At 64.5% G+C, this 22009-nt stretch carries 19 protein-coding genes; 11 read left to right on the forward strand and 8 right to left on the reverse strand.

Translation table 11 applies throughout. From position 1 onward, the window contains the following. Positions 1-100 precede the first annotated feature (100 nt). Complete coding sequence (locus ACH6CX_RS07530) at positions 101-1072, forward strand: glutathione S-transferase family protein (RefSeq protein WP_232940284.1); 972 nt, start codon at positions 101-103, stop codon at positions 1070-1072. 26 nt (positions 1073-1098) lie between these two features. Here ACH6CX_RS07530 and ACH6CX_RS07535 read toward each other — a convergent pair whose 3' ends face one another. After that, positions 1099-1653, reverse strand: a complete 555-nt coding sequence (locus ACH6CX_RS07535; protein ID WP_237062239.1) for a hypothetical protein — start codon at positions 1651-1653, stop codon at positions 1099-1101. An 87-nt stretch (positions 1654-1740) separates the two neighbouring features. Between ACH6CX_RS07535 and ACH6CX_RS07540 the strand changes: the two genes are divergently transcribed. Next, on the forward strand, positions 1741-2160 hold the full coding sequence (locus ACH6CX_RS07540; RefSeq protein WP_237062237.1) for a secondary thiamine-phosphate synthase enzyme YjbQ: 420 nt from the start codon (positions 1741-1743) through the stop codon (positions 2158-2160). A gap of 62 nt (positions 2161-2222) precedes the next feature. Next, entirely contained in the window at positions 2223-2828 is a 606-nt protein-coding gene (gstA, locus tag ACH6CX_RS07545) for a glutathione transferase GstA (RefSeq protein ID WP_232940278.1), read from the forward strand. A gap of 14 nt (positions 2829-2842) precedes the next feature. Here gstA and ACH6CX_RS07550 read toward each other — a convergent pair whose 3' ends face one another. Together ACH6CX_RS07550 and hexR are read right to left on the reverse strand one after the other, a co-directional pair. Then, positions 2843-4102: a multidrug effflux MFS transporter gene (locus ACH6CX_RS07550; RefSeq protein ID WP_232940277.1), complete on the reverse strand. Its 1260-nt coding sequence runs from the start codon at positions 4100-4102 to the stop codon at positions 2843-2845. Positions 4103-4240: 138 nt separating this feature from the next. Then, positions 4241-5095: a transcriptional regulator HexR gene (gene hexR, locus ACH6CX_RS07555; RefSeq protein ID WP_232940276.1), complete on the reverse strand. Its 855-nt coding sequence runs from the start codon at positions 5093-5095 to the stop codon at positions 4241-4243. 177 nt (positions 5096-5272) lie between these two features. Between hexR and uvrD the strand changes: the two genes are divergently transcribed. Beyond that, positions 5273-7486 carry a DNA helicase II gene (gene uvrD, locus ACH6CX_RS07560; RefSeq protein WP_237062228.1) on the forward strand — a complete coding sequence of 738 codons (2214 nt, stop codon included), beginning with the start codon at positions 5273-5275 and terminating at the stop codon, positions 7484-7486. 122 nt (positions 7487-7608) lie between these two features. Continuing rightward, positions 7609-8742, forward strand: a complete 1134-nt coding sequence (locus ACH6CX_RS07565) for a TRAP transporter substrate-binding protein (RefSeq protein ID WP_232940274.1) — start codon at positions 7609-7611, stop codon at positions 8740-8742. 44 nt (positions 8743-8786) lie between these two features. Here the strand turns inward: ACH6CX_RS07565 and groL are convergent, their stop codons facing one another. Continuing rightward, on the reverse strand, positions 8787-10415 hold the full coding sequence (gene groL, locus ACH6CX_RS07570; RefSeq protein ID WP_237062226.1) for a chaperonin GroEL: 1629 nt from the start codon (positions 10413-10415) through the stop codon (positions 8787-8789). Next, positions 10412-10726: a co-chaperone GroES gene (gene groES, locus ACH6CX_RS07575; protein WP_232940272.1), complete on the reverse strand. Its 315-nt coding sequence runs from the start codon at positions 10724-10726 to the stop codon at positions 10412-10414. The genes groL and groES overlap by 4 nt, the downstream gene beginning before the upstream one ends. Before the next feature lie 233 nt (positions 10727-10959). On the opposite strand from groES, the gene ACH6CX_RS07580 reads away from it, so the two are divergent. Further along, a complete protein-coding gene (locus ACH6CX_RS07580; RefSeq protein ID WP_232940271.1) occupies positions 10960-11556 on the forward strand; it encodes a hypothetical protein in 597 nt (198 codons plus the stop codon). A 22-nt stretch (positions 11557-11578) separates the two neighbouring features. Here ACH6CX_RS07580 and ACH6CX_RS07585 read toward each other — a convergent pair whose 3' ends face one another. Then, positions 11579-11971 carry an acyl-CoA thioesterase gene (locus ACH6CX_RS07585; RefSeq protein ID WP_091513887.1) on the reverse strand — a complete coding sequence of 131 codons (393 nt, stop codon included), beginning with the start codon at positions 11969-11971 and terminating at the stop codon, positions 11579-11581. A gap of 187 nt (positions 11972-12158) precedes the next feature. Here ACH6CX_RS07585 and ACH6CX_RS07590 point away from each other — a divergent pair, with 187 nt between their 5' ends. The 4 genes from ACH6CX_RS07590 (at position 12159) to ACH6CX_RS07605 (ending at position 18642) form a co-directional block, all read left to right on the forward strand. Next, complete coding sequence (locus ACH6CX_RS07590; RefSeq protein WP_232940270.1) at positions 12159-12518, forward strand: hypothetical protein; 360 nt, start codon at positions 12159-12161, stop codon at positions 12516-12518. Positions 12519-12575: 57 nt separating this feature from the next. Beyond that, entirely contained in the window at positions 12576-13883 is a 1308-nt protein-coding gene (locus ACH6CX_RS07595) for a TolC family protein (protein ID WP_232940269.1), read from the forward strand. Positions 13884-13957: 74 nt separating this feature from the next. After that, positions 13958-15505, forward strand: a complete 1548-nt coding sequence (locus ACH6CX_RS07600) for an efflux RND transporter periplasmic adaptor subunit (protein ID WP_232940267.1) — start codon at positions 13958-13960, stop codon at positions 15503-15505. Beyond that, positions 15502-18642: an efflux RND transporter permease subunit gene (locus ACH6CX_RS07605; RefSeq protein ID WP_232940265.1), complete on the forward strand. Its 3141-nt coding sequence runs from the start codon at positions 15502-15504 to the stop codon at positions 18640-18642. Before ACH6CX_RS07600 ends, ACH6CX_RS07605 begins: the two co-directional genes overlap by 4 nt. 27 nt (positions 18643-18669) lie before the next feature. Here the strand turns inward: ACH6CX_RS07605 and ACH6CX_RS07610 are convergent, their stop codons facing one another. Together ACH6CX_RS07610 and ACH6CX_RS07615 are read right to left on the reverse strand one after the other, a co-directional pair. Continuing rightward, complete coding sequence (locus ACH6CX_RS07610) at positions 18670-20037, reverse strand: TRAP transporter large permease subunit (protein WP_396675251.1); 1368 nt, start codon at positions 20035-20037, stop codon at positions 18670-18672. Continuing rightward, complete coding sequence (locus ACH6CX_RS07615) at positions 20034-20609, reverse strand: TRAP transporter small permease subunit (protein WP_237062220.1); 576 nt, start codon at positions 20607-20609, stop codon at positions 20034-20036. Before ACH6CX_RS07615 ends, ACH6CX_RS07610 begins: the two co-directional genes overlap by 4 nt. Before the next feature lie 235 nt (positions 20610-20844). Here ACH6CX_RS07615 and ACH6CX_RS07620 point away from each other — a divergent pair, with 235 nt between their 5' ends. Further along, positions 20845-21912 (forward strand): PstS family phosphate ABC transporter substrate-binding protein, encoded by a 1068-nt coding sequence (locus ACH6CX_RS07620; RefSeq protein WP_232940260.1) that lies wholly within the window; start codon positions 20845-20847, stop codon positions 21910-21912. The last annotated feature ends 97 nt before the right edge of the window (positions 21913-22009 follow it).

A 22009-nucleotide genomic window follows, 5' to 3' on the forward strand; every position in this document is an offset into this window, starting at 1 on the left:
GGGTTCTTTCCCCACCGGGCCGGGCGCTGTTGTGCCCGGCCCGGCAGGGCTTTGCCCTTAACATACGCTAACCGATAAAGACCCGTTTCAGGAGGCGACCATGGGATTGCTGGTCAACGGCCAGTGGCAGGACCGCTGGTATGACACCGACAAGAGCGAGGGCGAGTTCGTGCGCGAGCAGGCCCAGCTACGCAACTGGATCACCGTCGATGGCAGTGCCGGCCCCAGTGGCGAGGGGGGCTTCAAGGCGGAGCCGGGGCGCTACCACCTGTACGTATCCCTCGCCTGCCCCTGGGCGCACCGGACCCTGATCTTCCGCAAACTCAAGGGGCTCGAGGACCTGATCGATGTATCCGTAGTGAGTCCTTACATGCATGAGCACGGCTGGACCTTCAAGCAAGACGAGGGCAGCAGTGGCGACAGGCTCTACGGTGCCGACTACCTGCACCAGCTATACACGCGCAACCGCGCCGACTACAGCGGCCGGGTTACCGTGCCCCTGCTGTGGGACAAACAGCGCGAGTGTGTGGTGAGCAATGAGTCGGCGGAAATCATCCGCATGTTCAACAGTGCATTCGACGAAATCACCGGTAACCGGGACGATTTCTACCCTGCGGAACTGCGCGGTGATATAGACGCCACCAACGATATTGTCTACGAAAATGTGAACAACGGCGTCTATCGTGCGGGCTTCGCCACGACGCAGGAAGCTTACGAAAAAGCCTACGACCCCCTCTTCAGTACCCTCGACCAGCTGGAGCAGCGGCTCGCCAATAACCGCTACCTGTGTGGCGAGCGCATCACCGAGGCGGACTGGCGCCTGTTCACCACCCTGGTGCGGTTTGACCCGGTTTACCACGGGCATTTCAAGTGCAACAAGCAGCGCCTGGCGGATTACCCGAATCTCTGGGGTTACGTGCGCGAGCTCTACCAGTGGCCCGGGGTGGCGGGTACGGTGGACTTTCACCATATCAAGACCCACTACTACGCCAGCCACGACACCATCAACCCCACGGGTATCGTGCCCAAGGGGCCGGAACTGGATTATTCGGCGCCGCACGGGCGCGGCTAGGCAGCGCACCCCCGGCGGGCCGGCGCCTATTGCCCGGCGAGCATGATCCTGCGAATCGCTGTGAAGCGTTGCTGCGCCTCCTGCGCCTCGCCCTCCAGTCGCTGGAAGCGAAAATCGAATTCACCCACCTGGCTGGCGGCGGGGCGCTGTTGCAGGGCGCGCCGGGTGGCGCGGACTTCCTGGTGCAGCTGGTTGAGGCTGGGGCCGAAGCAGTAGCGCGCGATCACCCGGCGCGGCTGTTCGCTGTAGCGGTCGATAAAGTCCTGCAACAGTGTGCGGGCGCGGGCGTTGTCCGGGTCTCGGGCCAGGGATGAGCAACCTGCCTGCAGTTGCCGTCGGTCGCCGGCCGACAGCAGTTGCCCGAAGGCGCGTGCAGCGCCCGAGGGATCCTCCAGCACGGCGACCAGTTTTTCCTCCAGTTGCCGCTGCTCTTCCAGCAGGGCCCGCTGGGCATCCACCCGGGCCTGGGGCACCCCGCCCTCCTGTGGTGATTTCTCTTCCGTAGCCTGGCTGGCAGCGGTTCCCGTGGCGCAGGAAATAACGGCGGCAAGGAGCCAGCGGTTCAGGGTCTTTGGCAACATGTCATCCTCCATGACTTTTGACTGTTGATTGGTTCAAATACAGCGACTCTGCAGACGCCAGCATATTGCAAACGGGAGGAAGATAAATTGAACAGTTACCGCCGCGAACTGTGGTTTGATACAAAAAAACGCACGGAATTCATTAACATCACGCCGCAGGTAGAGCAGTCACTGCAGGAGAGCGGTATCCGTGAGGGACTGTGTCTGGTCAATGCCATGCACATCAGCGCCTCGGTGTTTATCAACGACGACGAGCCCGGGCTGCACCGGGACTTTACCCGCTTCCTGGATCAGCTGGTGCCCTACGGCCCCATCGACCAGTACCGCCACAACGACACCGGTGAGGACAATGCCGACTCCCATATCAAGCGCCAGTTGTTTGGCCGCGAAGTGGTGGTGGCGGTGACCGGGGGTGAGCTGGACTTCGGTCCCTGGGAACAGATCTTCTACGGCGAGTTCGACGGCCGCCGGCGCAAGCGGGTGCTGGTAAAGATCATCGGCGAGTAGCCTTCGCCAGCCGCGCCGCTTCCTATACTCCAGCCCATGACCAGGAGAAACCAGGAGCGATCATGAAGCTTTACTATTCACCCGGCGCCTGTTCGCTGGCGCCGCATATCGTCGCTTGCGAGGCGGGTATCGACCTGGACCTGTGCCGGGTGGACCTGCGCAAGAAGAAGACTGAGGACGGTGATGACTTCCGCGATATCAACCCCAAGGGCTATGTGCCCGCCCTGCGCATCGATGATGGTGAGGTCCTGACCGAGGTCCCGGCCGTGGTGCAGTACCTGGCCGACCAGGCGCCGGACGCCGGGCTGGCGCCCCCCGCCGGCAGCCGTGAGCGCTACCACATGCAGGAATGGCTCAACTTTATTTCCACTGAAGTGCACAAGAGCTTTGTGCCGCTGTTCTGGAACGGCACTGATGCGGAAAAAGAGTCGGCGCGGGAGAAAATCCACCAGCGCTTCGACTTTATCGAGGACAAGCTGGGGCCGGACTACCTGATGGGCGAAAGCTTTACTGCCGCCGACGCCTACCTGTTCACCATCGCCAGCTGGCTCGAGCGCCAGCATATCGACACCGAATCCTGGCCGCGCCTGCAGGCCTACCAGGAGCGGGTGCGCAACCGTCCCGGTGTCCGTCGGGCCCTGCGTGAAGAGGGCCTGCTGGGCAACTGAGCCGTGTTGCCGGGTCAGCCGGCGGCGAAACGCCTGGGGGGCGGTTGCCGGACCTCGATTGGCTGCCGTGCCCGGGCCACGAACAGGGCCAGCAGCATTGCACTGATTGCGCAGCCGAACATGGTGCCGGCAATCGGCACCAGGGTGCCGGTGTGGAGCCCGTTGACGATGCCGCCCAGCACCCCGCCACTGATAAACAGGCTGGCGCCATAGAAGGCGTTGGCACTGCCGCTGATACGGGGGAAGAACTCCAGGTAGCAGGCCGCTGCGTTGGGCCCGGTGATGCCGATACAGGACATGGTCAGCACCAGCGGTACCATCCACAGGGACAGCTCGCGGATACCGGTCAGTGTGCCCAGAAACAGCAGGCCGCAGCCGAGGATCTGCAGGCCAATCCCCGCCAGCAGGATGCGCCGTGGCTCGAAGAAATTCAGCAGGCGGATATTCACCTGCACCATCACGATCAACCCCACCACGCAGCTGCCAAAGAACAGCGGGAAGCGGCTGGAAGGCACGCCGAAATACTCCATGAACACAAACGGCGCGGTGGTGATGTAGATAAACATGGAGCCACTGACGAAGGCCTGGGCGCCCAGGAAGCCCAGCGCCCGGCGATTGCGCAACACCTCCAGGTAGTTGCGCGCCAGCATGCGCTTGGGCGCCAGGCTGCGGCGGGCGCGGGTAAAGCGTGACACGGTTTCCGGCAGCAGCAGGCGCACCAGGATCATCATCGCGCCGCCATAGGCCAGCAGGAACACGAAGATGCCGCGCCAGCCGCCGGCCTCCAGCAGGGCGGAACCGATCACAGGTGCCATCAGTGGCGCCACCAGCATCATGGTGCTGATCATCGAGATCACCCTGGCTGCCGCCCGGCCGCTGTACAGGTCGCGCACGATTGCGGCACAGATCACCGTGGCAAAGCCGCCGCCAAAGGCCTGCAGCAACCGCAGGCCGATCAGCTGCTGTACGTTGGTGACGAACAGGATCAGCAGGGTGCAGCCGAGGTAGATGGTGAGGCCGATGGTGCCGACCGTGCGCCGCCCCCAGCGGTCGGAAAGGGGCCCGCCGGTCAGCTGCCCCAGCGCGAACCCCAGCAGGAAGCTGGAGACGGAGTGTTGCACCTGTGCCACCCCGCTGCCCAGGGAGTCGGCCATGGCCGGGATTGCCGGCAGGTAGGTGTCCAGGGAAAATGGTGTCAGCGCCACCAGCGCCGCCAGCCACAGGGCGAGCGAACGGGACGGCGCGGACTCCTCCCCGGCGGGAGTTGGATGCATAAGGTTCTCGGCACGCCGGTGGCGTCGAAGTCGGTTCAGGTGAAGGGCAGTCGCGGTTTGCGGCGCCCCGGGCCGTCAGGGCCGGGCGCATGTTAGCGGCGCGGGGGCGTCACGGCCAGCGCAGTGGTCGCCAGCGGCTCAGCGCTGGTCCTCGCGCAGGGTGTACAGCCCCTTTTTCAGCTTCAGCAGGTGCTCCTGCAGCTGGGGTCCCTTGCGCTGGGCCACGCCGATGGCGAGCACATCGATCACCACCAGGTGGGCGATGCGCGAGGACAGCGGGGTATAGATCTCGATATCCTCCTCCACGTCCACTTCCAGCGGGATGGTGGAGCGCTGGGCTACCGGCGAGCCACTGGGCGCCAGGCCGATGACGGTGCCGCCCTGCTCTTTCACCATTTCCATGGAGTGCAGCAGCGCCTTGGTACGGCCGCTCTGGGAGATGGCCACCACCACGTCACCGGGCTCCATCGACATGGCCGACATGTTCTGCATGTGGTGGTCGGAGTGGGCTGCGGTGGCCAGCTGCAGGCGGAAGAACTTGTGCTGGGCGTCACTGGCCACGGCGCCCGAGGCGCCGAAACCGAAGAACTCCACACGCTTGGCGGCGGCGATGGCGGAGACGGCCGCCTCCAGCGCCCGTGCGTCGATCTTGTCGCGCACGTTGAGCAGGGTGTCCACGGTGGAGTCGAACACCTTGCGCTTGTACTCGGCGATGGTGTCGGTCTCGGTGACCGCGATCTGGCCGAAACTGGGGCTGGAGGCCAGTTGCTGCGCCAGGTTGAGCTTGAACTCCTGGAAACCTGAGCAACCCACGGCGCGGCAGAAGCGCACCACGGTAGGCTCGCTCACCTGGGCCTCGGTAGCCAGGTCCACGATGCGCATATGGATGATCTCATCCGGGTTGGCGAGGATATACTCCGCCACCTTGCGCTCGGACTTGCGCATGGAGGACAGCTGTTCGCTGATTTTCTGCGTGACTTCCGCCGGCTTCACGGGACTTCCTTCCTTATTACAGACGCGCAGTTTAGCGGTTGCCCACGGCTGTGGCGAGCGATTGCAGGGCCCGGGCTGTTTCGTTCAGCGCCGGCACCCTGTCCCGGCTTCGGGACTGACCAAAAACCTGTTTATTTACACAGGGTTCCGGCGCCAGCTCTGGTACAATCCCGCTCCATGGACGTATCCCAGATTCTAGACCCCCTGAACGACGCCCAGCGCGAGGCGGTGGCGGCACCGCCCTGCAACCAGCTGGTACTGGCCGGCGCTGGCTCCGGCAAAACCCGCGTGCTGGTGCACCGCATCGCCTGGCTGATGCAGGTGGAGGGGGCCTCGCCCTACTCCATCCTCGCCGTGACCTTCACCAACAAGGCGGCCCGCGAAATGCGCGCGCGCATCGAGGAACTGCTGGGGGTCAACACCTTCGGCATGTGGGTGGGCACCTTCCACGGCCTGGCCCACCGGCTGCTCAAGGCCCACTACAAAGAGGCCAACCTGCCGCAGAACTTCCAGATCCTGGATTCCGATGACCAGCTGCGCCTGATCAAGCGGGTGCAGAACGACCTGGGGCTGGACGAGGCCAAGTGGCCGCCGCGGGAGACCCAGTGGTGGATAGGCGGCCAGAAGGACGAGGGATTGCGCCCGCAGTACATCCAGGCCGGCGGCGACCCCTGGCTGCAGACCATGGTGCGCATCTACTTCGCCTACGAGGAAGCCTGCCAGCGCGGCGGCCTGGTGGATTTCGGTGAACTGCTGTTGCGGGCCCACGAACTGTGGCTGAACAACGACGGCGTACTGGCCCATTACCGCCAGCGCTTTCCCCATATCCTGGTGGACGAATTCCAGGACACCAACACCATCCAGTACGCCTGGCTGCGCCTGCTGGCCGGCGACCAGTGCCACATTACCGCGGTGGGGGATGACGACCAGTCGATCTACGGCTGGCGCGGCGCCAAGATCGAGAATATCCAGCATTTCGCCAGTGACATGCGCGATGTGCAGACCGTACGCCTGGAGCAGAACTACCGCTCCACCAGCACCATCCTCAAGGCCGCCAACGCGGTGATCGAGCACAACGCCGGCCGCCTGGGCAAGGAGCTGTGGACCCGGGGCGAGGAAGGCGAGCCCATCTCCCTCTACTCTGCCTACAACGAGCAGGACGAGGCGCGCTTTATTGTCGAGCGCATCGAGCAGTGGGTGCGCGATGGCAACCCGCGCGACTCCGTCGCCATCCTGTACCGTTCCAATGCCCAGTCGCGGGTACTGGAAGAGGCCCTGTTGCGGGAAGGGGTGCCCTACCGCATTTACGGCGGCCAGCGCTTCTACGAGCGCCTGGAGATCAAGAACGCGCTGTCTTACATGCGCATGATCAGCAACCCCCACGATGACACCGCCTTCGAGCGTGTGGTGAATACCCCCACCCGCGGCATCGGCGCGCGCAGTGTCGACGCCGTGCGCGGTTTCGCCCGCGAGCACGGTTGCTCCCTGTGGGCGGCGGCGCAGCAGATGGTGGCCCAGCGGGTGCTGGCGGCGCGCGCGTCCAATGCCCTGCAGGGCTTCCTGGAGCTGGTCAACCGGCTGGCAGGCGATGCGGTGGACCGGGAGCTGGATGCCATCGCCGAGGACGTGATCGAGACCAGTGGCCTGCTGGAATTCCATGGCAAGGAAAAGGGTGAGAAGGGCCAGACCCGGGTGGAAAACCTCAAGGAGCTGGTCAGCGCCTGCCGGAGCTTCGACGGCATCGAGGTGCCGCCGGACGAGTCCGGGGTCGAGGTGGAGGAGCCCTCCCTGCTCGACCAGTTCCTCGACAGCGCCGCGCTGGATGCCGGCGAGGGCCAGGCGGACGAGTTCGAGGAAGCGGTGCAGCTGATGACCCTGCACTCGGCCAAGGGGCTGGAGTTCCCGCTGGTGTTCATGGCCGGGGTGGAGGAAAACCTGTTCCCGCACAAGATGTCGGCGCAGGAGCCGGGGCGCATGGAGGAGGAGCGGCGGCTCTGTTACGTGGGCATTACCCGTGCGATGCAGAAGCTCTATATCACCTACGCCGAGAACCGGCGCCTGTTCGGCAGCGAGACCTTCAACAGCCCGTCGCGCTTTATCGGCGAGATACCGCCGGAACTGGTGCACGAGGTGCGCCTCAAGACCGAGATCTCGCGCCCCCTGTTCAACCCGGATTATGGCAAGGTGGGACGCTTCTCCGACCCGGCGCCGGATTTCGACGACGACCTGCCGCCGCTGGCCCTGGGTGGCCGGGTGGAGCATCCCAAGTTCGGTGAGGGCACCGTGGTGCAGTTCGAGGGCAGCGGTCCGCGGGCCCGGGTGCAGGTCAATTTTGACGATGCCGGCAGCAAGTGGCTGGTGGTAGCGATGGCCAAGCTGCAGCCGTTGTAGTTTCGGGAGCCGGCCCGCCATCCCGGCGCGGGCCGGGATTTGACAGCAGCACCGGGTGACTCTTGCACGTAACTTTGCCAGTATCCCCACTGGCGAAGATCGAAAACCCGACAATAAAAAACATGAAAAAAATTAACTGGTATCCCCCCGTCATCCTCGGCCTGTTGGCCCTGCTGGTCATTACCTTCGGCGCGCTGGTGGTCTCCCGCTCGGAACAGGGCCCGGCCCGGCAGTTCACCGAGGACGGCAGTCGCGAGACTTTCGAGTGGAAGCTTGTCACCACCTGGCCGAAGAACTTTCCCGGCCTCGGCAGTGCGCCGGAGCGCTTTGCCCGCACGGTGGAGGCGATGTCCGACGGGCGTCTGAAGATCAAGGTATACGGTGCCGGGGAGCTGGTGCCGGCGATGGGGGTATTCGGTGCGGTGTCCGAGGGCGCTGCCCAGGTGGGCCACGGCGCGGCCTATTACTGGAAGGGCAAGGTGCCGGCGGCACAGTTCTTTACCGCCGTGCCCTTCGGCCTCAATGCCCAGGAGATGAACGGCTGGCTGCACTACGGCGGCGGCCGCGAACTGTGGGAAGAACTCTATGCGCCGTTTGACCTGATCCCCATGGCCGGGGGTTCCACCGGCGTGCAGATGGCGGGCTGGTTCAACAAGGAGATCAACTCGGTAGAGGACCTGCAGGGCCTCAAGATGCGTATCCCGGGCCTCGGGGGCGAGGTACTGAACCGGGCCGGTGGTACCGCCGTCACCATTCCCGGCGGCGAGCTTTACACAGCCCTGCAGACCGGCGTCATCGATGCCACCGAATGGGTCGGCCCCTACAATGACCTGGCCTTCGGTTTCCACCAGATCGCCGAGTACTACTACTACCCCGGCTGGCACGAGCCCGGCTCGATCCTCGAGATCATCGTCAACAAGACCGCGTTCCAGAAGCTGCCGAAAGACCTGCAGGCAATCGTGCGCGTGGCCGCCCGCGACGCCAACCAGGATATGCTCGATGAGTACACCGCGCGCAACAACCGCGCGTTACAGGAACTGGTGAAGGAGCACGGTGTGCAACTGCGGCGCCTGCCGGACGAGGTGCTGGCGCACCTGAAGAAGGTAAACCGGCAAATCCTGGAGGAGACCGCAGCCGAGGACCCCCAGTTCGCGCGGGTCTACGAGGCCTTCAAGGAATTCAGGGACGATGTGATCCCCTATCATCGCATCAGCGAAGAGGCTTATTACCAGACCAGAGCCATTAGCGCGGATTAAAAAAACGGGGCCCTGTGGCCCCGTTTTTTGATTACCGTAATGAATCAGTAATCATAAGCACCTGCAGATGTTTCAGGCTTTATGCCTTCTGCTCTATCGGCCACCATTACCTCGGTAGTCAACATCAGGCCGGCGATGGAGCCCGCATTCTGCAGCGCTGAGCGGGTGACCTTGGCCGGGTCGATGATGCCGAATTCCAGCATGTCGCCGTAGTCTGCGGTCTGGGCGTTGTAACCGAAATTGGGGTTATCGTGCGCACGCACATTGTTCAGCACCACGCTGCCGTCCACGCCTGCGTTGGCAACGATCTGACGGAAAGGTTCTTCCATCGCCCGCAGCGCGATATTGATCCCCACCTGCTGGTCGTCGTTGGCGCCTTTGATCCCGCTTTTACGCAGGCTGTCGGCAACGCGCACCAGCGTCAGGCCACCACCGGGTACAATGCCCTCCTCCACCGCCGCGCGGGTTGCATGGAAGGCGTCGTCCACCAGGTCCTTCTTCTCTTTCATTTCCACTTCGGTAGCGGCACCGACCTTGATCACGGCAACGCCGCCGGCCAGCTTTGCTACGCGCTCCTGCAGCTTTTCCCGGTCGTAATCGGAAGTGGATGCCTCGATCTCAGCACGGATCTGTTTTACCCGGCCATCGATGGCAGCTTTGTCCCCGGCACCATCCACAACCACGGTGTTGTCCTTGCTGATCACGATGCGCTTGGCGCTTCCCAGCTGTTCCAGCTGCGCTTTTTCCAGGGTGAGCCCGACCTCCTCGGAGATCACCCTGGCGCCGGTGAGGGTGGCGATGTCTTCCAGCATCGCTTTGCGGCGATCGCCAAAGCCGGGCGCCTTGACCGCTGCCACCTTGATGATGCCCCGCAGGCTGTTGACTACCAGTGTGGCCAGCGCCTCGCCCTCGATATCCTCGGCGATCACTACCAGTGGTCGACCGGCCTTGGCAACGGATTCCAGTAGCGGTAGCAGGTCGCGGATATTGCTGATTTTCTTGTCGAACAGCAGGATGAAGGGGTTATCGAGTTCCGCCTGCATCTTCTCCTGGTTGGTCACGAAGTAAGGGGAGAGGTAGCCGCGATCAAACTGCATGCCCTCCACTACTTCCAGCTCGTTGTGCAGCGACTTGCCTTCCTCAACGGTGATTACGCCGTCGCGGCCCACTTTCTCCATGGCCTCAGCAATAATCCTGCCGATGTCCTCGTTCCAGTTGGCGGACACTGTGCCCACCTGGCCGATGGACTTGGTGTCGTCGCAGGGTTTGGAGAGTTTGGCGAGTTCCTCTACCGCAGCCTTCACGGCCGTATCGATGCCGCGTTTCAGGTCCATCGGATTCATACCCGCGGCGATGGACTTGTGCCCCTCTCGCAGCAGCGCGTGGGCCAGTACCGTGGCGGTGGTGGTGCCGTCGCCGGCGACATCTGCGGTCTTGGACGCAACTTCTTTGACCATCTGTGCGCCCATGTTCTGGAACTTGTCCTTGAGTTCGATCTCCTTCGCCACGGAAACGCCGTCTTTGGTCACTCGCGGCGCGCCAAAACTTTTGCTCAGTACCACGTTGCGGCCTTTTGGGCCGAGTGTGGCTTTGACGGCATTTGCCAGGATATTTACGCCGGTCAGCATGCGCTCGCGGGCGTCATCGGAAAACTTTAAGGCCTTCGCACTCATGCGGCTTTCTCCTGCTGTTGGGTCGGTTCAACGATGGCGAGGATGTCGGACTCCTTGACGATAAGGTAGGTCTCGCCGTCGTGTTTGATTTCACTGCCGGCGTACTGGCCGAACAGCACCCGGTCACCCACCTTGACGGCCAGCGCGCGCAATTCACCGTTATCCAGCGGCGCACCATTGCCGATGGCAATTACCTCGCCCTGGGTGGGCTTTTCTGCGGCTTTGTCTGGAATGATGATGCCGCTGGCGGTCGTGGTTTCCGCGGCGAGGCGTTTGACAACCACCCGGTCGTAGAGCGGTTTGATACTCATCGGATTTCCTCCCAATAAGCATGTGCAATTCAATGGTTGAAGATTCGAAGTCCTGGGACGCTGACCATCCCCCGACAGCGGCAAAATAGGAGCGCGAGGGGCATTTTCAAGAGGGACGCGCGGCGGATTTTGTATAATTTTTTATTATATAAAAACGGTTTTTAACAATTGAAAGCGCAGAAATCTGGCTTATAGTTTTCAGTAGGGCAATAGGATTCACGGGAGGTGGGACCATGTCGCTGCGGAACCAGCCCGACTTTGAGAGAACGCTGGCGGACTATTTCCGCAACCGGTTGGAAGAGTGCGGCCGCGAACTGGAGCCCCTGCCCCAGGAGGACACACTCTGGTATATGGGCAGCATGCTAGCCCGTTTCGGTGACAGCGATGAGCTGTTCACCTACGACCGGGGGGAGCTGGGCATCCGCCCGCTGGCACTTCTCTACAAGGACGCCCACGAGGCGGCGAGTGACTGGGAGCGCTGCCAGATACTGCGACAGTTGGGGGACCTGGCGCTGTTCCTCGGCGGGCTCTTCCCGGATAACTACGCCCGGCGCGGCATCCGGCAGGACTACTTCATCGGCATGGGCGGTGGCGCTTACGACTACCTGGCAGACAATGCGCGCGACAACCGGCACGTGTTCTCTGAACTCGCCGCTATGTTCGGCCGCTTGCTGGAACTGGTGGCGCGGGCATGCGCCAAGGAGCATCCCTACGACGCCCACGATGTGCTTGAGCTATATCAGCGCTGGCGGCGCAGCGGCGACCCGCGGCTGGCCAGGGAACTGGGCCGGCTGGGAGTCGTGCTGCCCGAAGCGGAGGGCCGCCACTGACGGCGGCCGCGCCGGAAACAGGTCAGAGGGGCAGCGGACGGGTATTACCGCGGTCATCGATCGCCACGAACACGAACTCGCCCTCGGTGACTTTCACTTGTTCCCCGGAATCCACCCGCGTCAGCCAGACTTCCACCATGCAGCGGATAGAGGAGCGACCCACTTCCAGTGGTTCGGCGTAACAGCTGACGGTGGAGCCGACAGGCACCGGGCGCAGGAACACCATATTGCCGGTAGCCACCGTGGTCACGCGGCCGCGGGCGATACTCTGGGCGAGGATGGCACCGGCCAGGTCCATCTGTGACATCAGCCAGCCGGCAAAAACGTCTCCCTGCGGGTTGGTGTCCCGCGGCATGGCCAGGGTCTGCAGGGTCAGGGTGCCGGTGGGTTGCGGCTCTTCATCAAGTGCGGACATCGGGTACTCGCGAATTGTTAGATTTATTGGGCCCCGCGCATGGGCGCGGCGGCGCATTATAGCACACAGTGCATAGATTTTAGCCAGTCGCGCTGGCGGGAAAACCCGCCTCGCCGGCCCTGCCTGACCGGTGGCCGCAGTGGCCGCTGCTTGCCCGGCGCCCCGCGGGCACCTAGAATCCGTTCCCATGCATCGTCTAGCCGTGATTTTCCTGCTGCTGTTGTTCAGCGCCCAGAGCCTCGCCGTCGCGGGGGGGCATGACTGTGGCGAGATGCACGGTATGGGCAACCCCGCCGGTGGGGCCGACATGGCGATGGATATGCACCACGATATGCCCTGTTGTGAAGACGATGCCTCCGAAGCCGCCGCCGATGCCTGGCAATGCCAGCTGAGCTGCGAGGCCGGTGCCTGCGCCGCGCCGCTGGCACTCGTGTCCTCGGACCATCCCCTGGACTTCTCCCCCGACCGTCCGCCGGCCCGCACCGAATGTGTGGACCGCCCGCTGACGCCCTCTGCAAGCCTGTTCCGGCCCCCCATCGCCGGCTGATGACCCGTTAACCGGTGCCCCGGCACCAGCGAGCCATCAACCAGACAGGATTGACACATGTTTTCCCCAATACGGGCCCGCCGGATGTGCGGCCTGCTTGCGCTGGCGTTTGCCCTGGCATCTGTGCCGGCGCCGGCAGCGGTCGATTACCAGCGCGCCCTGCAGCTTGCCCAGGAGCTGGATCCACAGGTCGCCGCAGTGCGCCAGCGGGCCGATGCGGTACAGCAGGATGCGGTAGCCGACAGCCAGTGGGCTGATCCGATGATCAAGCTCGGCGCGGTGAACCTGCCCACCGACAGCTTCGCATTCGACGAGCAGCCCATGACGCAGAAACTCGTGGGCGTGAGCCAGAAGCTGCCGCGCGGCGACAGCGCCCGCCTCACGGGTGAGAGGGGGTCGCTGCAGGCACAGGCCGGCTACGCCGATGCCGCCGACCGGGAGCTGCGCCTGGCGCTGCAGGTCAGCGAGGCTTTCCTGCGGCTGTCCGCGCAACTGGAGTCCCTGGAACTGATGCGGGAAAACCGCCACTGGCTGGTGCAACTGGTGGAGTACGACCGTGCCCGGGTGGCCACCGGCGAGGCCCAGTCCCAGCAGCTGCTGCAATCCCAGCTGGCCCTGGCGCGTCTCGATGACCGCATCCAGGCGCTGGAGGGCGAGGCCAACCGCAGTCGCGGCCAGCTCAGCCAGTGGATAGGCACTGCGGCCTGGGAACCGATCGATACCAGCCTGCCCGGCTGGGCGGAGACCAGTGCCTGGCTGGCGTCCCGGCCGGTGCCGGTGGCGCCGGAAACCGTTGCCGGGCACCCGGCCCTGGCGGCGGCCGCGGCCCGCGTGGAGGCCGAGGGCCGCAATGTGGATATCGCCCTCGAGGCCTACAAGCCGCAGTGGCAGTTCGAACTGAGCTACGGCCAGCGTGAACCCACGCCCACCAGCGACGGTGCCGACTTCGCCAGCGCGATGGTGTCCTTCGACCTGCCGCTGTTTACCGGCAAGCGGCAGGACCGGCGCCTGGCTGCCGCCCGCGCCCGGGAGAGCGCCGGTATCCTGCAGCGCCAGGACATCCTGCAAACCCTGCACAGCGGCCTCAATGGCGCCGCCGCCGCCGCCGACAGCCTCGCGGCGCGGCGCCACCTCTACCACACCGAACTGCTGCCTACCGCGGAAGATACCGCCGGGGCGCTGCTGAGTGGCTACGCCAGCAACACCGCAGACCTGGATGCGGTGATCGATGCCCGGGTGGAGGCCATCGAGGCGCAGATCGACGCCGTGCAACTGGATTACGACTATTACCGCGCCCTGGCACGCGTTCGCTACTACCGCGCGGCGGCGCCCGGCGTGGAGACGCCGGCACGGGACAGCAAGTGAGCGGTGTGCAACACCGCGGATACAGGCAGCAGATGACGCCCACCCCGGTGGTGGGCCCGATGGGAAACTGAATAATGCAGAAAGCACCGATAAAAGCATCGATATTGGTCGCTACCGCAGCAATCGTCGGCGTAATGCTGGGCTGGTGGCTCAGTGGCAACGGCGATGGGAGCGGTATGGATGACGGGGCCAGCGGTGAGCGCAAGATCCTCTACTGGGTCGCACCCATGGACCCCAACTACCGCCGCGACGGACCCGGCAAGTCCCCCATGGGGATGGACCTGATCCCGGTCTACGAGGGCGAGGAACCCGGTGATGCGCCGGGGACCGTAACCATCTCCCCCGCCGTGGAAAACAACCTGGGTGTGCGCACCGCCACTGTCGAGCGCGGGCCGGTATCCGCGCCCCTTCGCACCGTGGGGATCGTGCGGCTGGACCAGGACCGCATCCGCCACCAGCACACGCGGCTGAGTGGCTGGGTGCAGAAGAGCTGGGTGACGGCCGAGGGCGACCGGGTGGAAAAGGGCCAGCCGCTGGTGGAGATCTATTCGCCGGAACTGGTCAAGGTCCAGCGGGAGTTCCTCGCCGCCCTGGGCAGTGGCAACCGGGCGCTGATCGAGGCGGCCCGCGAGCGGATGCACAGCCTGGGTATCCCCGCACGGGAAGTGCAACGGGTCGAACGCGACCGCCGCGCCAGCGAGAAGGTCACGCTCTATGCCGATGCCAGTGGTTATGTGGAGACACTGGGCGTGCGCAGCGGCATGTATATCACGCCGGAGAAGGCACTGGTGAGTGTCGGTCCGCTGGATACGGTCTGGGTCGAGGGCGAGGTCTTCCCGCGCCAGGGCTACGCCGTCGAACGCGGGGACAAGGTCACCGTGCGCGGGGACTTTGCCCCGGGGCGCATCTGGCTGGGCCAGGTCAGCAAGATACTGCCGCAGGTGGACGAGCCCATGCGCACCCTGACGCTCCGGGTGCAGGTGAAAAACCCGGACCAGACCCTGAGGCCGGGAATGTTTGTACGCCTGGAACTGGACGGCCGCACCGCCACTGCCCTCACTATTCCCCGCGAGGCATTGATCCGCACCGGTCGCATGGAGCGGGTGGTGCTGGCGGAAGGCGACGGCCGCTTCCGCTCGGTGCGGGTCCGTTCCGGCCACGAGTTCGGCGACCGGGTGCAGATACTCGAGGGACTGCAGGCGGGAGACCGGGTCGTTACCTCGGCCCAGTTCCTGATCGACTCTGAATCCAGCGTCAGCGCCGACCTGGGTCGCATGGATACCTCGGACCGGCCCTGGGTCGGTGCCCGGGTCCTGAGCATGCCCGATGACAACCACTATGCGCGGCTGGACCACGAGCCGGTGCCGGCCTGGGACTGGCCGGCAATGGTGATGGGTTTCTACGTGGCCGAGGAGGCGGGCGACGACCTGCGCCGGGCGATGGAGAGCGACGAGCGTATCGAGGTGCAGATCCGCGAGCGCGCCGACGGCAAGTACGAGGTGCTGGCGGTGCGGCAACCGGCGGGCGTGGACCACGGCCAGATGGAGCACGGGGAAATGGACCATGGAGACATGGATCACGGTGAGATGGATCACGACGATCACGGGGGCGAGCCGAAATGATCGCACGGATTATCCACTGGTCCCTGCACAATCGGGTCGCCGTATTGCTGGCCGCCGCGGCGCTGTGCCTGGGCGGGCTCTACAGCATGCGCAACACCCCGGTGGACGCGCTGCCCGACCTTTCCGACGTGCAGGTGATCGTCAAGACGTCCTTCCCCGGGCAGGCCCCGCAGGTAGTGGAAGACCAGGTCACCTACCCGCTCACCACGGCGATGCTGTCGGTGCCCGGTGCGGTCACCGTGCGCGGTTACTCGTTTTTCGGCGATTCCTACGTGTACGTCCTGTTCGAGGACGACGTCGACCTCTACTGGGCCCGCTCGCGGGTGTTGGAGTACCTGAGCCAGGTGGCGCCGCGGCTGCCCGCCGGGGCCCAGCCGGAGTTGGGCCCGGATGCGACCGGCGTGGGCTGGATCTTCAGTTACGCGCTGGTGGATCGCAGTGGCAATCACGACCTGGCACAGCTGCGCTCGCTGCAGGACTGGTTCCTGAAGTACGAGCTGCAGACCATTGCCGGGGTGTCAGAGGTGGCCACCGTCGGGGGTATGGTGCGGCAATACCAGGTGGTGGTGGACCCCCTGCGCCTGCGTGCCTATGACCTGACCCTGGCACAGGTGCGCAGCGCCATCGAGCGCGGCAACCGCGAGACCGGCGCCTCGGTGGTGGAGATGGCCGAGGCCGAATACATGGTGCGGGCCAGCGGCTATATCGAGGGCGTCGACGACCTGCGCCAGATTCCCCTGAAAGTGGATGACAGCGGCACGCCGCTGCTGCTCGGCGATGTGGCCGAAATCCGCACCGGGCCGCAGATGCGCCGCGGCATTTCCGAGCTCGATGGTGAGGGCGAAGTGGTCGGCGGTGTGGTGGTGATGCGCTTCGGCGACAATGCCCGCGCCGTGATCGAGCGGGTTACCACCCGCCTGGACGAGTTGCAGCAGGGCCTGCCGGAGGGCGTGGAAATCGTGCCCACCTACGATCGCAGCAAGCTGATCGACGATGCGGTGGACAACCTGGCCCACAAGCTGGTGCAGGAATTTATCGTGGTGGCACTGGTATGCGCCCTGTTCCTGTTCCACCTGCGCTCGTCGCTGGTGATTGCCATCAGCCTGCCCCTGGGCATCCTGGGTGCGTTCGTGGTGATGCACCTGCAGGGCATCAACGCCAACATCATGAGCCTGGGGGGTATCGCCATCGCCATCGGCGCCATGGTGGACGGCGCCATTGTGATGATCGAGAACCTGCACAAGCACCTGGAGCGCACACCTCTCGCAGAACGCGAGCACTGGTCTGAGCGCAAGCGCTGGCAGGTCGTGGCCGAGTCGGCCAGTGAGGTGGGGCCGCCGCTGTTCTTCAGCCTGCTGATCATCACCCTGAGCTTCCTGCCGGTGTTTGCCCTGGAGGGCCAGGAGGGCCGGTTGTTCGCGCCGCTGGCCTACACCAAGACCTACGCCATGGCGGTGGCTGCCGGACTCGCCATTACCCTGGTACCGGTGCTGATGGGCTATTTTGTCCGCGGCCGCATCCGGCCAGAGCAGGACAACCCCATCAACCGGGGGCTGGCGGCCGCCTACCGGCCGGCACTGGCGCTGGCGATCCGGTATCCGCGTACTGTGCTGGCAGTGGCGTTGCTGTTGCTTGCCAGTGCCCTGTACCCACTGTCGCGCACCGGCAGTGAGTTTATGCCACCGCTGGATGAGGGCGACCTGATGTATATGCCCAGCACCTACCCGGGCATTTCCATCGGCAAGGCGCGCGAACTGCTGCAGCAGACCGACAAGCTGATCAAGTCGGTACCGGAAGTGGCGCAGGTGTGGGGCAAGATCGGCCGCGCGGATACCGCCACCGACCCGGCGCCGCTGACCATGATCGAGACCATCATCCGCTTCAAGCCACGGGACCAGTGGCGCCCGGGGATGACACCGGACAAGATCCGCGCGGAGCTCGACGCCGCCGTGCAGCTGCCCGGGGTCACCAATGCCTGGGTGATGCCGATCAAGACCCGTATCGACATGCTCGCTACCGGCATCAAGACCCCGGTGGGGATCAAGGTGGCCGGGCCCGACCTGGGCGAGATCGAGCGCATCGGCACTCGGCTGGAGAAGATCCTCGGCGGCCTGCCTGGTACGGCGTCGGTTTATGCCGAACGGGTGGCCGGAGGCCGCTATATCGATGTGGATATCGATCGCCGGGCCGCGGCCCGCTACGGGTTGAATATTGCCGACGTCCAGTCAGTGGTGGACACCGCCATCGGCGGCCGCAATGTCAGTGAGACCGTGGAGGGCCTGGAGCGCTACCCGGTGAACCTCCGTTATCCACAGGCGTGGCGCGATTCCCCGGAGGAAATGCGCCAGCTGCCGCTGGTGGCACCCAACGGCAGCCACCTGGCCCTGGGGGATGTGGCGCGCATCGAGGTACGCGACGGCCCGCCGATGATCAAGACCGAAAATGCGCGACCCAACGGCTGGATCTACGTGGACATCACCGACGTGGACCTGGGCTCCTGGGTCGACCGGGCGCAGCAGACGGTAGCGGAGCAGCTGGAGCTGCCGCCGGGTTATTCGCTGATCTGGTCCGGCCAGTACGAGTATATGGAGCGGGCGCGGGAGCGGCTGGCGGTGTTGCTGCCGCTGACCCTGGGGATCATCGTGCTGCTGCTGTACCTGAGCTTCCGCCATGTGGGCGAGGTGCTGGTGATCATGGGCAGCCTGCCGCTGGCCCTGATCGGCGGCCTGTGGCTGCTCTACTGGCTGGGCTACAACCTGTCGGTGGCGGTGGGCGTGGGCTTTATCGCCCTCGCTGGCGTCGCCGTGGAGATCGGCGTGATCATGCTGGTGTACCTCAACCAGGCCTGGCAGCGGGTGCGCGAGGCACGCACGGTCGATGGTACCGCATTGCGCCGCGCCGACCTGGAGCAGGCGATCCGCGAGGGGGCTGGCCAGCGTATGCGGCCGGTGCTGATGACCACTGCGACGGTATTTATCGGCCTGGTCCCGGTGATGGTTGGCAGCGGCGTGGGGTCGGAAGTGATGCAGCGAATCGCGGCGCCGATGGTGGGTGGTATGGTCAGCGCCATGCTGCTGACGCTGCTGGTGATCCCGGCGATTTTTCGCCTGTGGAAGGGGCGTCGCTTGCGGGACTGATTGTTGTTCGCCGCCCCGCAGCCCCGGCTAGTTGCTGAGCTGGGTCGGCAGCCAGGTGGCCAGTGACGGCCACAGGGCCAGCAGGCACAGCACCAGCAGCTGGATGGCGATAAACGGCATCACCCCGCGATAGATGGCCCCGGTTGCCACTGCCTCCGGTGCGACCCCGCGCAGGTAGAAGAGCGCAAAGCCGAATGGTGGGGTGAGGAAGGAGGTCTGCAGGTTGATGGCAATCATGATGCCCAGCCACACCGGGTCCACGCCCATGGCCAGCAGAACCGGCCCCACAATCGGCACCACCACGAAGGTGATCTCGATAAAGTCGAGGATAAAGCCCAGCAGGAAGATCACCACCATTACCAGCAGGGTGGCCCCCACCACCCCGCCCGGCAGGCTGTTGAAGAAGCCGGTTACCATCTCCTCGCCGTCGTAGCCGCGGAATACCAGCGAGAACAGCGACGCGCCGATCAGGATCGCAAACACCATGGCCGTCACCTGCAGCGTGCTGCGGCCCACTTCCCCTGCACGATCCCAGTTGAGCGCGCCGCGGCCGAAGGCCAGCAGGCCCGCCCCCAGTGCACCCACGGCCGCTGCCTCGGTGGGGGTGGCGGCGCCGCTGATAATGGAACCCAGCACCAGCACCATCAGCGCGATGGGTGGCAGCAGGCTCTTCAGGATTTCCACCGGCTCCACCCGCTCTTCGCGGCTGTCGCCAGCCGCGACGTCCGGCTCCCGCCGCGCCACAAAAAGCAGGTAGACGATGTAAGCGCCCACCAACAGCAGGCCCGGCACAATGGCGCCCACGAACAGGTCACCCACGCTCACCGGCTTGGGATTGAAGATGCCCGCCGACAGCTGTGCCTGCTGGTAGGCGTTGGAGAGGGTATCCCCCAGCAGCACCAGGGCAATCGAGGGCGGGATGATCTGTCCCAGGGTGCCGGTTGCGCAGATGGTGCCGGTGGCCAGGCGGGGGGAATAGCCGCGCTTCAGCATGGTGGGCAGGGACATCAGGCCCATGGTCACAACCGTGGCGCCCACGATGCCGGTGCTGGCGGCCAGCAGCGCGCCTACCACTACCACGGATACCGCCATGCCCGCCGGCACGCGGGAGAAGACCCGGGCCAGGTTGACCAGCAGTTCCTCGGCAATCCGTGCCCGCTCCAGCATCACGCCCATCAATACGAACAGCGGCACCGCCATCAGGGTGCCATTCTGCATGATGCCAAACAGGCGGTCGGGGAAAGCGCGTAGCAGCTCCGGGTCGAAGGCGCCGGCAACGATACCCAGCCCCGCTGCCAGCAGCGCGGTGCCGCCCAGGGTGAAAGCCACCGGGTAGCCGAACATCAGCGCGGCGCAGACCGCGAGAAACATCAACAGGGGAACCAGTTCCATCATGCGCTCATCTCCTCAGCCACGCGGGGTGAGGACTTGCTGACCGCTTGCGGCTTTGGGGGCGCGGACTCCACCTGGACCAGGGTTGCCAGGGCACGGGCCAGCTGCGCCACGCCCTGCAGTGCCAGGGTGAAGGCGGCCAGCGGGACCAGGCTCTTGAGCAGGAAGATACCGCCCAGGCTGTCGGCGCTGGCGCCGGCCTCGCGTACCGCCCAGCTGCTGGTGACGAAATGCCAGCTGCCAGCGAGGATGAACGCGCACAGGGGCAGCAGGAACACCAGGGTACCCACCGCATTGACCCAGGCTTTCCCCCGCGGGCCCATGCGGCGGTAGAAGACGTCGACCCGCACGTGGGAATCGGTCTGCAGCGCATAGGCCAGGCCCAGCATGAATACCGCACCGTGCAGGTAGACAACGGTGTCCTGCAGCGCCAGCGAGCCGCCATTGAAACCGTAGCGCAGTATCACCACGGCACTCTGCAGCAGCACCATTGCCAGGGTAAACCAGCCCAGCAGGCGGCCGGTTGCTGTGGCCAGCCGGTCGAGTCCGCGTGCGCAACCCAATAAGGGGGACATGGGGAAGCCTCTCTCTTCATCTTATTGTTCTGTTGCAGAGAGTAACCCCGGCGCCAGTTTCACGCCAGAGGTCGCGCCACGCCGGCTCCGGGCAGGTACTGGTGGTGCGCGCGGGTGGCGGATTGGGCAAATATGGCGGCATGTAACCTGTTTGTCACATTCCGTTCATAGAATCGTCACCCGTTCTACCTAGCATCGCCGCGTGAAACAAATTCAGAACACACCGGAGTTAAACATGAACAAGCGCCCTGTCAGCAAGATCGTGGCCTCCTCACTGGCGGTCCTGACGATTGCAGCTTCCCAGGCGGCCCTGGCGGCCCGCGATCATATCAGCATCGTCGGTTCCTCAACCGTATACCCGTTTACCACCACTGTGGCCGAGCGTTTCAGCCGCGCGACCCAGTTCAAGACCCCGGTGGTTGAATCCACCGGTACCGGCGGCGGCATGAAGCTGTTCTGCCAGGGCGTGGGTGAGGGCACTGCCGACATCACCGGCGCCTCGCGCCGTATCAAGCAGTCCGAGCTGGAGATGTGTAACAGCAACGGCGTGGACGTGGTGGAAGTGCAGGTGGGCTACGACGGCATCGTCCTGGCCAACGCCAAGGGTGCCGAGCAGTTCGAGCTGTCACGCAAGGACATCTTCCTGGCCCTGGCCAAGGAAGTCCCCAACCCGGACGGTTCCGAGACCCTGGTCGCCAACCCCTACAAGACCTGGAAAGAAGTGAACCCGGCGCTGCCCGATACCGATATCGAGGTGCTGGGACCGCCCCCCACTTCCGGTACCCGCGACGCCTTCGCCGAGCTGGCGATGGAGGGCGGCTGCAAGAAGTTCGACTGGATTGCCGCCAAGAAAAAAGAGGACAAGAATGCCTACAAGGCAATCTGCCATAACATCCGTGAAGACGGTGCCTATATCGAGGCCGGCGAGAACGACAACCTGATCGTCAACAAGCTGGTGGCCAACCCGGACGCCCTTGGTATCTTCGGCTTCAGCTTCCTGGACCAGAACGCCGATAAGGTGCACGGTTCCATCATCGAGGGTGAAAAGCCCACGTTTGACAGTATCGCCGAGCAGAGCTATCCGGTATCCCGCCCGCTGTTCATTTACGTGAAGAAGGCGCACGCCAATGTGATCCCGGGCATGAAGCAGTTCCTGGCCGAGTTCACCAGCGAGCGCGCCTGGGGCGAGGACGGCTACCTGGCCGACAAGGGCATGATCCCGCTGCCGATGGCCAAGCGCCAGCAGGTGGCCCAGAACGTACGCAAGCTGAATGCCCTGACCAACCTGGCGAAGAAGCAATAACAGTTTGATAACAGGATAACTTCTCAATCAGAGAAGCAGGTAAACGGATTTACCGGCCAAGCCCGCAAGGGCTTGGCCTTTCTCGTATTGGAAAGGC

Origin of the sequence: Microbulbifer sp. JSM ZJ756, from assembly GCF_044383805.1 — a bacterium.
In the GTDB taxonomy this organism is placed as follows: domain Bacteria; phylum Pseudomonadota; class Gammaproteobacteria; order Pseudomonadales; family Cellvibrionaceae; genus Microbulbifer; species Microbulbifer zhoushanensis.